Annotated in this window: 11 protein-coding genes; 6 read left to right on the top strand and 5 right to left on the bottom strand. The window is 72.8% G+C overall.

Features of this window, described 5'->3' with window-relative positions; all coding sequences use genetic code 11:
• Positions 1-29 precede the first annotated feature (29 nt).
• Together ACZ6IM_RS27100 and ACZ6IM_RS27095 are read left to right on the top strand one after the other, a co-directional pair.
• Positions 30-1,277, top strand: a complete 1,248-nt coding sequence (locus ACZ6IM_RS27100) for a glycoside hydrolase 5 family protein (RefSeq protein ID WP_469559790.1) — start codon at positions 30-32, stop codon at positions 1,275-1,277.
• A 137-nt stretch (positions 1,278-1,414) separates the two neighbouring features.
• Positions 1,415-4,438 carry an alpha-mannosidase gene (locus ACZ6IM_RS27095; RefSeq protein ID WP_052843360.1) on the top strand — a complete coding sequence of 1,008 codons (3,024 nt, stop codon included), beginning with the start codon at positions 1,415-1,417 and terminating at the stop codon, positions 4,436-4,438.
• A gap of 51 nt (positions 4,439-4,489) precedes the next feature.
• On the opposite strand, the gene ACZ6IM_RS27090 is transcribed toward ACZ6IM_RS27095, so the two are convergent.
• Positions 4,490-5,911, bottom strand: coding sequence for a lipase maturation factor family protein (locus ACZ6IM_RS27090; RefSeq protein ID WP_469559787.1), 1,422 nt, complete (start codon positions 5,909-5,911; stop codon positions 4,490-4,492).
• A 147-nt stretch (positions 5,912-6,058) separates the two neighbouring features.
• On the opposite strand from ACZ6IM_RS27090, the gene ACZ6IM_RS27085 reads away from it, so the two are divergent.
• Positions 6,059-8,149 carry a SpoIIE family protein phosphatase gene (locus ACZ6IM_RS27085; RefSeq protein ID WP_052843356.1) on the top strand — a complete coding sequence of 697 codons (2,091 nt, stop codon included), beginning with the start codon at positions 6,059-6,061 and terminating at the stop codon, positions 8,147-8,149.
• Between the two features lie 36 nt (positions 8,150-8,185).
• Positions 8,186-9,049 carry an Fpg/Nei family DNA glycosylase gene (locus tag ACZ6IM_RS27080; protein WP_052843354.1) on the top strand — a complete coding sequence of 288 codons (864 nt, stop codon included), beginning with the start codon at positions 8,186-8,188 and terminating at the stop codon, positions 9,047-9,049.
• Positions 9,050-9,088: 39 nt separating this feature from the next.
• On the opposite strand, the gene ACZ6IM_RS27075 is transcribed toward ACZ6IM_RS27080, so the two are convergent.
• From ACZ6IM_RS27075 to ACZ6IM_RS27065, 3 genes are all read right to left on the bottom strand, one after another.
• Positions 9,089-9,739, bottom strand: a complete 651-nt coding sequence (locus ACZ6IM_RS27075) for a zf-HC2 domain-containing protein (protein ID WP_469559784.1) — start codon at positions 9,737-9,739, stop codon at positions 9,089-9,091.
• 172 nt (positions 9,740-9,911) lie between these two features.
• Positions 9,912-10,427, bottom strand: coding sequence for a hypothetical protein (locus tag ACZ6IM_RS27070; RefSeq protein WP_052843350.1), 516 nt, complete (start codon positions 10,425-10,427; stop codon positions 9,912-9,914).
• A 141-nt stretch (positions 10,428-10,568) separates the two neighbouring features.
• On the bottom strand, positions 10,569-11,123 hold the full coding sequence (locus ACZ6IM_RS27065) for a sigma-70 family RNA polymerase sigma factor (RefSeq protein ID WP_003977918.1): 555 nt from the start codon (positions 11,121-11,123) through the stop codon (positions 10,569-10,571).
• A 252-nt stretch (positions 11,124-11,375) separates the two neighbouring features.
• On the opposite strand from ACZ6IM_RS27065, the gene ACZ6IM_RS27060 reads away from it, so the two are divergent.
• Positions 11,376-12,530 carry a CapA family protein gene (locus ACZ6IM_RS27060; protein ID WP_469559780.1) on the top strand — a complete coding sequence of 385 codons (1,155 nt, stop codon included), beginning with the start codon at positions 11,376-11,378 and terminating at the stop codon, positions 12,528-12,530.
• Position 12,531: 1 nt separating this feature from the next.
• Here the strand turns inward: ACZ6IM_RS27060 and ACZ6IM_RS27055 are convergent, their stop codons facing one another.
• Positions 12,532-13,005, bottom strand: a complete 474-nt coding sequence (locus tag ACZ6IM_RS27055; protein ID WP_052843346.1) for a MarR family winged helix-turn-helix transcriptional regulator — start codon at positions 13,003-13,005, stop codon at positions 12,532-12,534.
• 57 nt (positions 13,006-13,062) lie between these two features.
• Here ACZ6IM_RS27055 and ACZ6IM_RS27050 point away from each other — a divergent pair, with 57 nt between their 5' ends.
• On the top strand, positions 13,063-13,878 hold the full coding sequence (locus ACZ6IM_RS27050) for an alpha/beta fold hydrolase (RefSeq protein WP_052843345.1): 816 nt from the start codon (positions 13,063-13,065) through the stop codon (positions 13,876-13,878).
• Positions 13,879-13,984 lie beyond the last annotated feature (106 nt).

The following is a 13,984-nucleotide window of genomic DNA, read 5'->3' as shown; positions in this document are numbered from 1 at the left end:
CACCCGTTTCCCCCTCACAAGGACACCGCATGCCTTCTGCCGTGCGCTTCGGCGTCAACTACACCCCGAGCGTGGGGTGGTTCCACCACTGGCTCGACTTCGACCTCGACTCCGTACGCGCCGACCTGGACTCCATCGCAGCCCTGGACGTGGACCACGTCCGCGTCTTCCCGCTGTGGCCCTACTTCCAGCCCAACCGCGCCCTCATCCGCGAGCGCGCGGTCGAGGACCTGGTGGCGCTGGTCGACGCGGCCGGTGAACGCGGCCTCGACGTCAACGTGGACGGCCTCCAGGGCCATCTGAGCAGCTTCGACTACGTGCCCGCCTGGACCCGCACCTGGCACCGGCGCAACCTGTTCACCGACCCCGACGTCATCGAAGGCCAGGCCGCCTACCTGCGCACCCTCGCCGCCGCCCTGGCCGGCCGCGCCAACTTCCTCGGCATGACCCTCGGCAACGAGGTCAACCAGTTCTCCGCCGGACCCCACCCCGACCCGGACCGCGCCACCAGCGCCCAGATCGACGCCTGGCTGGAGCGGATGCTGGCCGCCTGCGAGGAGGGCGCCCCGGGCCGGCTGCACCTGCACGCCGAGTACGACGCCACCTGGTACCAGGACGACCAGCCCTTCACCCCGGCCCAGGCCGCCCGGCGGGGCGCCGTCACGGCGGTGCACTCCTGGGTCTTCAACGGCACCGCGCAGCGCCACGGCCGCGCCTCCGTGCCCAGCGAGCACCACGCCGCCTACCTGATCGAGCTGAGCAAGGCCTGGGCCGAGGACCCGCACCGCCCGGTCTGGCTCCAGGAGGTCGGCGCCCCCGCACCCCTCGTCCCCGCGGAGCACGCCGCCGCCTTCACCGAGGCGACCGTCGAGAACGCCCTGGACTGCCCCGACCTGTGGGGCGTCACCTGGTGGTGCTCCCACGACGTGTCCCGGGCGCTGGCCGACTTCCCCGAGCTGGAGTACGGGCTCGGGCTCCTCACCAACGACCGCCGCCCCAAGGACACGGCACGGGTCCTGGCGAGCGCGGCACGTGCGGCCCGCGAGGGCGCCCGCCCGGCCCCGGCCCCCCGCACCACGGCCCTCGCCGTTCCGGCCGACCCCGCCGGGCGCTCGGCCTGCGCTCCCGGCGGCGCCGTCTTCGACGCCTTCTTCCGGCTGGTCGCCGACGGCGCCCGCCCCACCACCGTCCTCGACACGCTCGCCGCCGACAGCGGACACCTCGCGGCCCGCGGCATCACCGAGGTCGTCACCCCCGACCGGGTGACCGCCCCGTGACCCCCACCCGGCGCGGCAGAACGAGGACGCCGCACGATTCGAAGCGCGTGCCGCTGGGGAGCTGTACCTGACGTCGGCCCCCGCCACCACCCACCCAACCTCTGGCAATCACCCGCCCCCGACCCCGGAGCACCCGCATGCATGACGACCGCACCCTGGTCGAAGCCCGCCTCAAGCGTGTCCTTGACGAGCGCCTGCGCCCCGCCCTCTACCCCGAGTCCGTACCGCTGGACGTGGCCGTCTGGGACGCGCCCGGCGAGCCCGTCCCGGTCGAGGAGGGACTCGCGGCCGAACCGCGGCCCATCGAGGTCGGCGCCCGCTGGGGCGCGCCCTGGGGCACCAGCTGGTTCCGCGTCACCGGAACCGTGCCGAAGGAGTGGGCCGGGAAGACCGTCGAGGCGATCCTCGACCTCGGCTTCGACGAGAACATGCCCGGCTTCCAGTGCGAGGGGCTGGTCTACCGCCCCGACGGCACTCCCGTGAAGGGCCTCAACCCGCGCAACCAGTGGGTGCGGATCGGCGCCCCCGTCGAGGGCGGCGAGCAGGTGCGCCTGCACGTCGAGGCGGCCTCCAACCCCGTCATCCTCGACTACCACCCCTTCGTGCCCACCCAGCTCGGCGACAAGGACACCGCGGGCAGCGAACCGCAGTACACCCTCGCCCGCATGGACCTCGCCGTCCTCGACGAGACGGTGTGGAACCTGGTGCTCGACCTTGAGGTGCTCGGTGAGCTGATGGCCGAGCTGCCGGTGGAGTCGCCGCGCCGCTGGGAGATCCTGCGCGCCGTCGACAAGGCGCTGGACGCCATCGACCTCCAGGACGTCAACGGCACGGCCCAGCGGGCGCGTTCCCGCCTCACCCAGGTGCTGTCGGCGCCCGCCGTCCCCTCCGCGCACCGCATCAGCGCCGTCGGGCACGCGCACATCGACTCGGCGTGGCTGTGGCCGCTGCGCGAGACCGTGCGCAAGGTGGCGCGCACCACCTCCAACATGACCGCCCTCCTGGAGGACGAGCCGGACTTCGTCTTCGCCATGTCGCAGGCCCAGCAGTGGGCATGGGTGCGCGACCACCGGCCCGAGGTGTGGGCGCGGGTCAAGAAGGCGGTCGCCGACGGCCGGTTCGTGCCGGCCGGCGGCATGTGGGTGGAGTCGGACACCAACATGCCCGGCTCGGAGGCGATGGCCCGGCAGTTCGTGCACGGCAAGCGTTTCTTCCTCGACGAGTTCGGTGTCGAGAACGACGAGGCGTGGCTGCCGGACACCTTCGGCTTCGCGGCCGGCCTCCCGCAGATCATCAAGGCGGCCGGCGCCAAGTACCTGCTGACGCAGAAGATCTCCTGGTCGCAGACGAACAAGTTCCCGCACCACACCTTCCGCTGGGAGGGCATCGACGGCACCCGGATCTTCACCCACTTCCCGCCCGTCGACACCTACAACTGCTCGATGAAGGGCAGCGAGATCGCCCACGCGGCGAAGAACTTCAAGGACAAGGGTGTCGCCCGGCACTCCCTCGCCCCCACCGGCTGGGGCGACGGAGGCGGCGGCACCACCCGCGAGATGGTCGCCAAGGCGGCCCGGCTGCGCGACCTGGAGGGCTCGGCCACCGTCGAGTGGGAGACCCCGCACGCCTTCTTCGAGAAGGCCGAGGCCGAGAACCCCGAGCCGCCGGTCTGGGTCGGCGAGCTGTACCTCGAACTGCACCGCGCCACCCTCACCAGCCAGGCCAAGACCAAGCAGGGCAACCGCCGCAGCGAGCACCTGCTGCGCGAGGCCGAGCTGTGGGCGGCAACGGCGGCGGTGCGCGCCGGGTTCCCCTACCCGTACGACGACCTGGACCGCATCTGGAAGACTGTCCTGCTGCACCAGTTCCATGACATCCTGCCCGGCTCCTCCATCGCCTGGGTGCACCGCGAGGCCCGCGCCACCTACGACCGGGTCGCGGCCGAACTGAACGGCATCATCGACGCCGCCCAGCGCGCCCTGGCCGGCGAGGGCGACACCCCGCTGGTCTTCAACTCCGCCCCGCACGCGCGGGCCGGGGTCCCGGCGGGCGCCGCCGCGGCCCCCGCCACCGAGGACCGCACCCGGCTCACCCCCCGCCCCGGCGGCGGCCACGTCCTGGACAACGGCCTCCTGCGCGTCGAGATCGACGACCGGGGGCTGGTGGTGTCGGCGTACGACCTCGCCGCCGACCGCGAGACGATCGCGCCGGGCGGGGCGGGCAACCTGCTCCAGCTCCACCCGGACTTCCCGAACATGTGGGACGCCTGGGACGTCGACGAGTTCTACCGCAACACGGTCACCGACCTCACCGACGCCGACGAGGTCGCCCCCGGCGACGACGGCGCCTCGGTGCGGATCGTCCGCTCCTTCGGCTCCTCCCGCGTCACCCAGGTACTGACCCTGGCACCGGGGGAGCGGCGGCTGGAGGTGGACACCGAGGTCGACTGGCACGAGACGGAGAAGTTCCTCAAGCTCGCCTTCCCCCTCGACGTGCACGCCGAACGGTACGCCTCGGAGACCCAGTTCGGGCACTTCCACCGGCCCACCCACACCAACACCAGCTGGGAGGCAGCCAAGTTCGAGGCGTGCAACCACCGCTTCGTCCATCTGGAGGAGCCCGGCTGGGGCGTCGCCGTCGTCAACGACTCGACGTACGGCCACGACGTCACCCGCACCGTCCGCACCGACGGCGACGCCGGTACGACCACCACGGTGCGCGTGTCCCTGCTGCGCGCCCCGCGCTTCCCCGACCCCGAGACCGACCAGGGCGTGCACCGCTTCCGGCACGCGCTGGTGCCCGGCGCGGGCATCGGGGACGCGGTGCGCGAGGGCTGGCGGATCAACCTGCCGGAGCGGCACCTCACGGGCGGCACCGACGGGGTCGCGCCGCTCGTCACGGTGGACCGGGACGCGGTCGTCCTCACCGCCGTCAAGCTCGCCGACGACGGCAGCGGCGACGTCGTGGTCCGCTTCCACGAGGCCCACGGCGGCCGGGCCCGCGCCACGCTCACCACCGGGTTCGCGGTCACGGACGTGCAGGTGACCGACCTGCTGGAGCGCCCGCTGGCGGACACGGAGGCCCCCCGGCCGGACGGCGACCGGATCACCGTACGGCTGCGTCCGTTCCAGCTGATGACCCTGCGGCTGAAGCGCGCCTGACGCCTCCGGCGGGCCCGGCCCACCCGCGAACGGTGAGCCGGGCCCGCACGGCTAGGACCGTTCCCTCGTCCCGGTCAGCCGGGTCGGCGGCAGGTACTCCCGGACATACGTCCGCTGCCAGCACGCGCCCGTCTCCCGCAGCTCCCGCCAGGTCGTGTACCGGTAGCGGAACAGCCGGGCCCGTACGAAGCGTGGTGGCGTGTCGGGCGGGAACGGTGAGCGGCGCAGCAGCCGCAGCGTGGCGCGGTCGTTCTCCAGCAGCCTTTCCACGAAGGTGCCGAACCACGAACCGGCGTATGAGGGAGACAGCGCGGCGAACCACATCAGCCAGTCGAGGCGCAGGTGGTACGGCGCGAACTGGCGCGGCCAGCGGCGCGGGTCACCGGGCTTGCCCTTGAACTCGTACTCCCGCCAGTCGCCGTCCTTCCTGGCCACCTCGTCGGCGGTGCCCTCGACCACGACCTCGTAGCGGACCCTGCTGACGGAGCCGAAGGCGCCGTAGGTGTTGACCAGGTGGAGCGAGTCGAAGGAGCGGTTCATCACCTGGCGTCGGGAGATCATGTTGCGCACCGGCCGGTGGCTCAGGAACACCAGCATCGCCGCCACCGCCAGGACCACGACCTCGTACCAGAGCGGCGCGGCGGCCGCGGACGGGGCGTCGGCCGGGAAGCGGACCACGGACAGGGCCAGCACGATGGTGATCCAGTTGAGCCAGGAGAAGTTGCCCGAGAGCACCAGCCACAGCTGGGTGGCGATCATCAGCGCGGCGGCGGCCGTCGACACGGGGTGCGGGGCGAACAGCAGGAAGGGCACCACCAGCTGCGTGACGTGGTTCGCGGCCACCTCGACACGGTGCAGGGGCCGGGGGAGGTGGTGGAAGAACCAGCTCAGCGGGCCCGGCATCGGCTGGGTCTCGTGGTGGTGGTCCAGGCAGGTCAGCTTCCGCCAGCACTCGTCGCCGCGCATCTTGATCAGACCGGCCCCGAACTCCACCCGGAACAGCAGCCAGCGCAGCAGGAACAGCACCACGACCGGCGGCGCCACCTCCTCGTTGCCCAGGAACACGGCGACGAAGCCGGTCTCCAGCAGCAGCGACTCCCAGCCGAACGAGTACCAGGTCTGTCCGACGTTGACGATCGAGAGGTACAGCGCCCACGGCACCAGCCACAGCAGCATCGCGCCCCACAGCGGCAGCAGCGAGTCCAGCCCGGCCGCCAGCGCCGCCGACACCGCGCAGCCCGCCCAGGCGCAGCCCGCGAAGAGCCGGTCCGAATAGCGCCACTGGAACAGGCTGGGCGCCCGCCGGAACGGCACCCGCTCGACGAAGCGGGGCACCGGGGTCAGACCCCGCTCGCCGAGCAGCGCCCGGAACTGCAGGGCGGCCGTCAGGAACGCGACCAGGTACACGACGGCCAGGGCCCGCTGGAAGACCAGCCGGGCCAGCCAGTAGTCGGGTGCGGTGAACCACTCCACGGCCGGGCTCCTCTCGTACCCGCACCGTGTACCCCGCCGGGCCGGGCCCCCTGCGGACCTTTCCCCCTCTCCGGCACCAGGAACCGAATTCATCCCGTCCGGCACCAGGAGTCGAAGATTCGGACAAATCCTGGCAAGGTGGGGTCCATGTCTGATCGGGGAGCGAGCGCCCCGTCACTCCCGGACGACTGGCCCGCCCACCCGGACCCGATCCTGGCGCTCAACCGCATGGGCAGCTTCGACTGGGACCTGGACGCCGGTCTGTTCCACATGGACGCCCAGGCCCACGAGGTGTTCGACCTGCGCCCGGAGGAGTACGACGGGCGCCCCGAGTCATTGGCGCTGCGCGTGCCCACGGCGGAGAGCCGCCGCATGGACACCATCGTCGCCCGGGCCATGAAGGACGGCAGCGAGACCTACGGCACCTACTTCCGGCTGCGCCGCCGCGACGGCACCCTGCGCTGGACCCACACCCAGGGCTACATCCGCCGGGACGAGACCGGCCGCCCCCGCCGGATCATCGGCATCGTCCGCGACGCCACCCAGGAGGTGGCCGACATCGCGGTCAACCGGGAGCAGGCGGAGCAGGACGAGGCACGCCGCCGGCTCACCAACGTCGTCCAGCTCGCCACGGCCGCCCTCGCGCACGCCCGCACGGTCGACGACGTCATCGACGTGCTGCGCGACACCCACGGACTCACCCGGCTGGGCGCCACCAGCCTGGTGATGGGCCTGGTCGAGGCCGGCCGCATCCGGCTGGTCGCCGACGGCCCCGAGAACAGCTTCGTCCCCGGGACCCGGGTCACCCGGATCGACGAGCCGTACCCGATGAGCGAGGCCGTACGGACCCTGAGCCCTCGCTTCATCGAGTCGCCGGAGGAGTTCGCGGAGCGCTACCCCCGGCTGTGGCAGGACATCACCCACCTCGACATCACCGCGGCCGCCTACCTCCCCCTGATCGCGCAGGCCCGGCCCATCGGCGCCATCGGGCTGCTCTACAGCGACCGGCACGGCTTCTCCCCGGAGGACCGCAACGTGCTGGTCGCGCTCGGCAGCGGCATCGCGCAGAGCCTCCAGCGGGCCATGCTCTACGAGCAGGAGATGGACCTCGCCGAGGGGCTCCAGCAGGCCATGCTGCCGCGCACCATCCCCAGCGTGCCCGGCTGCGACGTCGCCGTCCGCTACCGCGCGGCCTCCATCGGGGGCGCCCTCGGCCGGGACATCGGCGGCGACTGGTACGACCTGATCCCGCTGCCCGGCGGGCGCGTCGGCGCCGTCATCGGCGACGTCCAGGGCCATGACACGCACGCCGCCGCCGTCATGGGCCAGCTGCGCATCGTACTGCGGGCCTACGCGGCCGAGGGCCACCCCCCGGCCACGGTGATGGCCCGGGCCTCCGTCTTCCTGCACGAACTGGACACCGACCGCTTCGCGACCTGCCTGTACGCCGAGGCCGACCTGGGTACCGGAGTGGTCCAGGTGGTCCGCGCCGGACACATCGACCCGCTGCTGCGCTTCGGCGACGGCACCTGCCGCCTCGTGCGCGTCGAGGGCGGGCTGCCGCTCGGACTGTCCGCCGAGTTCGGGCGCCTCGCCTATCCGGTCGCCACCCTGGAACTGGACCCGGGAAACACCCTGCTGCTGTGCACCGACGGCCTGGTCGAGCAGCCGGGGGCCGACCTCGACGAGGGCATGGACGTCCTCACGGCGCTGATCACCTCCGGGCCGCAGGACGTGCGGGACCTGGCCGACCGGCTGATCGACGTGGTCGACGAGCGGCGCGGCGACGACGACGTCGCGCTGCTGGTGCTGCGCCGCCACGGCCTGGGCGCCCCCCGGACCTTCGGCCGGGTGCAGCAGCACGTCTCCCCGGGCGACCCTGAGGGCCTCACCGAGGCCCGGCACATGATCCGCGCCGCGGTCCGGTCCTGGGGCGCCCGGGGCCAGAGCGACGAGATCGAACTGGTCGCCGACGAGCTGATGACCAACGCCCTCATGCACACCGAGGGCTCCGCGATCGTCACCCTGCGGCTGCTCACCGGAACCGACCGGCGGCTGCGGGTCGAGGTCGAGGACTCCTCCAGTGCCCTGCCGCGCCGCCGGGAGGCCGGGGACGACGGGGTGTCCGGGCGGGGCCTGCTGCTGGTCGACACGCTCGCCGACGAGTGGGGCGTGGAGGCACGCGGCGGCGGCAAGGTCGTCTGGGCGGAGTTCGTGGTGGCCCACGGGGCGGGCTGACCCGCCGCCGTCGCAGGCGGGTGGCACCCTGGACGTATGCCAGAACTGCCCGAGGTCGAGGCGCTCCGCGACTTCCTGACCGAGCACCTCACCGGCCGCGAGATCGTCCGGGTCCTGCCCGTGGCGATCAGCGTCCTGAAGACGTACGACCCGCCGCTGACGGCGCTGGAGGGCCACCGGGTGGCGGCCGTGCACCGCCACGGCAAGTTCCTCGACGTGGAGACGGCCGGCGGCCCGCACCTGGTGACCCACCTGGCGCGGGCCGGCTGGCTGCACTGGAAGGACGGCCTGCCCAGCGGCATGCCCAAGCCCGGCAAGGGCCCGCTCGCGCTGCGGGTCGCCCTGGAGACCGGCGCGGGCTTCGACCTGACGGAGGCGGGCACGCAGAAGCGGCTCGCGGTGTACGTCGTGGCCGATCCGCGGCAGGTGCCGGGTGTGGCCCGGCTCGGCCCCGACCCGCTCGCCGACGACTTCGACGAGGCACGCTTCGCCGCCCTCCTCGACGGTGAGCGGCGGCAGCTCAAGGGCGCCCTGCGCGACCAGAGCCTGATCGCGGGCGTGGGCAACGCGTACAGCGACGAGATCCTGCACGCGGCGAAGATGTCCCCGTTCAAACTGGCCGCCTCCCTCACCGACGAGGAGACCGCCCGGCTGTACGCGGCTCTGCGCACCACGCTCACCGAGGCCGTGGCCCGTTCCCGGGGCATCGCCGCCGGACGCCTGAAGGCCGAGAAGAAGGGCGGGCTGCGGGTCCACGGCCGCGCCGGAGAACCCTGCCCGGTGTGCGGCGACACCATCCGTGAGGTCTCCTTCAGCGACTCCTCGCTCCAGTACTGCCCGACCTGCCAGACCGGCGGCAAACCGCTGGCGGACCGCAGGATGTCACGGCTGCTGAAATGACGGCGGCGCCGCGGGCGACGGCCGTCGCCGGGCCGGTGGTCATCCGGCCGGCAGCGTCACCAGGTGCTCGCCGCCCGCCGTGCGCACCTCGTAGCGGTCGATCTGGCCGGGATGCAGCGCGGCCCCGCCGCGCATCGTGTGCGGCCGGGCGTCGTGCCGGGGGACCATCCAGCTGGTGACCGTCTGTTCGGTCCCGTCGCGGCCGACTGCGACGAGCCGGCACGAACGCGGGCCGGCCCCGTCCTTGACCTCGAGTCGCACGTCCGTGCCCCAGGTCTCGCCCTCGGCCGTGATCCGCGCCCACACCCCCGTCCTGGCGTTGGTCGCGGCGACCGGCGCCGCCCGGTCGCCCTGGCCCGCGTACAGCACGGCGCCGGGCCCGGCCACGGCGCACACGACGGCGGCGGCCACGGCGTACAGCACCCGCCTGCGGCCGGCCCGCCGGCGGGTGGCCACCGTGGACAGCAGCCGGTCCAGCAGTCGCGGTCCGGGCCTGGTCAGCGGGTGGACGATACGGGGAGTCGCCTGCCGGTACAGCATCAACTGGCGGGTGGCGGGGCCGAATTCGGTCACCTGGGCCGTGCACCGGGGGCATTCCATGAGGTGGTCCTCGAAGCGGAAGGCCTCCGCCTCGTCCAGCACGCCGAGCGCGTAGGCGCCGGCGTCACGATGCCTTTCCAGGGACCTCATGCCGAATCCTCGTACCGTTGGGTGCGGGTGGGGTTACTCCTTGCTCCCACCCGTACGCAACGGACCGCCGAATCACTCAAGCCACCGCGGAATCGCGACCAAGGTGTTCGGAGCGGTCCGAGGCGCGGATTGGTCCCTCCCGCGGGAAAGTCCGCGGGCACGGTCGGGGCGGCTAGAAGAGGTGGATGGCGAGGTGCCCCAGCGGCAGCCCGAGCTGCCAGGCGGGCGTCCACACCTTCGGTCCCTCGTCCTCTCCGGTCACCGCCGCCCCACCGGGTACCGCGTTCAGGTCCGGGGCGAGCAGTTCGGTGTCCTGGAGCCAGCGCCAGGCGGCCCGGGCCAGCTCCAGATCGGGCGAGTGGCGCCCGGCGGCGACCGCCTCGGCCGTGACCTCGGCCAGCCGTCCGTGCACCCACTCGTGCCAGGGCTGGTCGTAGGCCGTCAGCGACAGCCAGGTCTCCAGGTGGGTGACGACCCGGATGCCGCTCAGCTCGTTCTCCGTGTCGGACAGGAAGACGGTGAGCGCCAGCGCGTCCCGGCCGGCGCGGAACTCGAAGGACGTCGGCGGCATCAGGTCGCCGGTCCGCAACAGTTCGTCGGCGATGTACTCGGCGTACAACCACGCCATGGGAACGCTCAGTTCGCCCCCACCGGCGCCGTCCGTGCTCTCTTGACCTCTGTGCAGCATCCCTTCCTGCCTTCCTCCGGTGCGTGCGCGTCGCCCGACCCGGGTCATGGACCCCCGTCCGGAACACGGATGAGGACAGCCGATTACTCAACCGGGGTCCTGGGCAAGGCGCTTTACGGAGGCTTGACCATAAGGCCGGTTTCACCGCAGGTCGGCGGCGTATCCCGGTAGCACCCTGCGCATGGCGCGCAGCGCGTAGTACGCGCGGGACTTCACGGTACCGGGTGGGATGCCGAGGGCGGCCGCGGCTTCCGCCACACTCGCCCCCTGGAAGTACACCAGCACCAGGACTTCACGGTGCTCCGGAGTGAGTGTCTTCACAGCCTCGCGCACATCGAGGGCCGCGGCGGCCCGTTCGGCGTGATCCGCGCAGACGCGGGCGTTTTCCAGTACGGCGTCGCCGACCTCCGGGGGGCGCGCCTGGCGGGCGCGGCGCGCGTCGATGGCGAGCCGCCGGGCCACGGTGAGCAGCCACGGCCGTACGGAGTCGAAATCGTCGGCGCGCAGGGCCTCGGGGTGCTGCCAGGCGCGGACCAGGGTCTCCTGCACCAGGTCCTCGGCGCGCTGCCGGTCGCCGTCGCTCAGCCGCAGCAGCAGCGCGAACAGCGGCCGGCCGTGCTCGCGTTGCAGTGCGGCGAGCTCGTGCTCGGCGGTCGTCCCGTTCGCCGTGTCCGTCAGGGTGATTCCGGCCGTCATGGCCGTATGGCACCGCAGGGGGCCGCGCGGGGACAGGGTGCGCGCACAGGTGTGCGGCGGACGGTCGATCGCGTCGACGAACGGTTCGACGAACGGTCGCCGGGCGCCGGGCGTGCGGTCGGGTCACCCCCTTCGCGCACGCCGGACGGGCTAATGAGCGTGTCGGAGCCCCTGTGGCACGTCATGACTCTCTATCTGTTTGTACGTAAATGTGACTTTTCATCGGTGTGTGCGACCCAGCGGAGTGAACGGATGATCACACGCAGTCGGCAGGTGGCCCTGGCCCTGACCGCCCTCCTCACCGCGGGCGCGGCCTGCCAGGCCCGCGACCACGAACCGCCGAAGCCGCCGGCGCCGGCCCCGTCCGCCGCGGACACCGGCGCCTTCACCCTGGTCGCCTCCGGAGACGTGCTCCCGCACGACTCGATCATCGAGCGGGCCCGCTTCGACGCGGGCGGCACCGGCTGGGACTTCCGCCCCATGCTCGCCGGTGCCCGGCCCGTCGTCGCGCGGGCCGACCTCGCGCTGTGCCACATGGAGACCGTCTACGGCGCGAACGGCGACTACAGCGGCTACCCGCTCTTCAAGTCGCCGCCCGAGGTGGCGAAGGCGCTCGCCGCCACCGGCTACGACGGCTGCTCCACCGCCTCCAACCACAGCGTCGACGACGGCGCCGACGGCATCCGCCGCACCCTGGACGCCCTCGACCGCGCGGGCGTACGGCACGCCGGTACGGCGCGCACCGAGGCCGAGGCGGACATGGCGACGGTGCTGCGCGCGGGCCGGGCCCAGGTGGCCCACCTCGCCTACACCCTCCACACCAACGGCCACCCGCTGCCCGCGGACCAGCCCTGGGCGGTCGGCCTGATCGACGAGGCGCGCATCGTCGAGGACGCGCGGGCCGCCCGGAAGGCCGGCGCCGACGTCGTCGTCGTGTCGCTGCACTGGGGCACCGAGTGGCAGGACGAGCCCGACCAGGACCAGCTGGCCCTCGCCCGGAGCCTGACCGCCGCCCGCACCGGCGACCGCCCCGACATCGACCTGATCCTCGGCACCCACGCCCATGTCCCGCAGGCCTACGAGAAGGTCAACGGCACCTGGGTGGTCTACGGCATGGGGGACCAGATCGCGGGCGAGATGGTCAACGACGAGGGGGTCCGCGATCCGCGCGGCAACCAGTCGGCCATCGGCCGCTTCACCTTCGCCCCGCCCGGCCGGGCCGGCGAACGCTGGAAGGTGACGAAGGCCGAGTTCGTGCCGCAGCTGTTCGACGTCGACGCCGGCCGGGTGGTCAACCTCAACCGGGCGATCGACGAGGGCGCCGACGTGCGCGCCGTGCGCGACCGCATCCGCGACGTGGTGCTCAGCCGGGGCGCCGCCGGGGACGGGCTGGTGATGGGCGAGTAGGTCACGCGTCCGCCACGTGGTCCAGGGCCGTCAGCATGGCCCCGAGCACCCGCAGGCAGGTGGTGACGTCGGCGTCCGTGAGGCCGGAGCCGACCTCGCGCAGCAGCAGGTGCTCCCGGTCGAGGACCTCGTCGATCGTCTCCCGGCCCCGGGCGGTCAGCCGGATCAGCGAGGACCGGCGGTGCGCCGGATTCGGAATGCTCTCCACCAGCTCCTGGGCGGCGGCGTCGTTGACCATCCGCTGGACGAACTGACGGCTGATCGCCTGCGCCCGGCCCATCTGCGGCACGGTCATTGGCCCGCCGCGCCGCAGCATCGTCAGCACGGCGCGGACGCCCACCGACAGGCCGTCGTCGGTCAGGCCCTGCTCGACACCGCGCTGCGCGCGCCGGTAGAGGGGGCCGACCAGGTCGTACACCTCGGTGAGGCGCCGGGCGAGCGCGTCCGGGGGGAGGGGTGCGTCGATGTCGTTCACCCCGCCATCATGACACCCAGGTTGCCAAGTCGATCCTCACATGACACCTTGGTTGTCATGACTACCGCCTCGGACCTCCGCTTCTTCACCTCCACCGACGGCGATCTCGCCTACCGCGACACCGGTGCGGGCGACCCCGTCGTCCTGCTGCACTCCGGCTTCACCGACCACCGCGTGTTCGACGCCCAGATCCCGGCCCTGGCCCGCCAGTACCGCGTGATCGCCCCCGACGTACGCGGACACGGTGCCTCGGCCAACGCCACCCGGCCGTTCCGCTGGGCGGACGACCTGGCCGCCCTGCTGCGCCACCTGGACACCGGCCCCGCGGTGCTCGTCGGCGTGTCCATGGGCGGGGCCATCGCCACCGACACGGTCCTCGAGTACCCGGAGCTGGTCCGCGCGGTGGTCGTCTGCGGGGCGTCCACCAGCGAGTTCGAGTACACCGACCCATGGGTGCGGCAGGTGAGCGCCGACCAGGCCCGCGCCCTGGGCGCCGGGGACGTCGAGGGCTGGCTCACGGCCTTCCTGCGCTTCGTGCCGGGGGAGCACCGCACCCTCGACGACGTCGACCCCGACGTGCTGCGCCGGGTGCGCGAGATGGCCCTCGGCACCCTCTCCAAGCACACGCCGGACGAGGAGAACCACCACGTGCCCCTGACCGGCACATGGTCCCGGGTCCCGAAGATCGGCGTCCCGGTCCTCGCCGTGAACGGCGCCCTGGACGCGCCCGATCTGATCGCGGACGCGGAACGGCTCGCCCGTACCGTCCCGGACGGCCGTTCCGTCACCGTCGAAGGGGTCGCGCACTACCCGAACATGGAGCGTCCCGACGTCTTCACGGACCTCGTCGCCGAGTTCCTGCGCACCCTCTGACGCCCTCTAGCTGTGTTGTCCCGGGACGTTGGTGACACGCGTGCTGGGTGCTTGAACGGGTGAGGGCCTTCTGGGTTCGGTGTGGATTGCGACATTCACGCCCGAC

This window comes from Streptomyces sp. NPDC042336, from assembly GCF_055581985.1.
The sequence above is the reverse complement of the archived record's forward strand: the minus strand, read 5'-3'. Positions and strand labels throughout refer to the sequence as shown.

Bases quoted from the DNA above. Each gene is read 5' to 3' on its own strand.
- ACZ6IM_RS27075 (WP_469559784.1), bottom strand. From the start codon at position 9,739: ATGAGGTCCCTGGAAAGGCATCGTGACGCCGGCGCCTACGCGCTCGGC.
- ACZ6IM_RS27100 (WP_469559790.1), top strand. From the start codon at position 30: ATGCCTTCTGCCGTGCGCTTCGGCGTCAACTACACCCCGAGCGTGGGG.
- ACZ6IM_RS27060 (WP_469559780.1), top strand. From the start codon at position 11,376: ATGATCACACGCAGTCGGCAGGTGGCCCTGGCCCTGACCGCCCTCCTC.
- ACZ6IM_RS27085 (WP_052843356.1), top strand. From the start codon at position 6,059: ATGTCTGATCGGGGAGCGAGCGCCCCGTCACTCCCGGACGACTGGCCC.
- ACZ6IM_RS27070 (WP_052843350.1), bottom strand. From the start codon at position 10,427: ATGCTGCACAGAGGTCAAGAGAGCACGGACGGCGCCGGTGGGGGCGAA.
- ACZ6IM_RS27050 (WP_052843345.1), top strand. From the start codon at position 13,063: ATGACTACCGCCTCGGACCTCCGCTTCTTCACCTCCACCGACGGCGAT.
- ACZ6IM_RS27095 (WP_052843360.1), top strand. From the start codon at position 1,415: ATGCATGACGACCGCACCCTGGTCGAAGCCCGCCTCAAGCGTGTCCTT.
- ACZ6IM_RS27065 (WP_003977918.1), bottom strand. From the start codon at position 11,123: ATGACGGCCGGAATCACCCTGACGGACACGGCGAACGGGACGACCGCC.
- ACZ6IM_RS27080 (WP_052843354.1), top strand. From the start codon at position 8,186: ATGCCAGAACTGCCCGAGGTCGAGGCGCTCCGCGACTTCCTGACCGAG.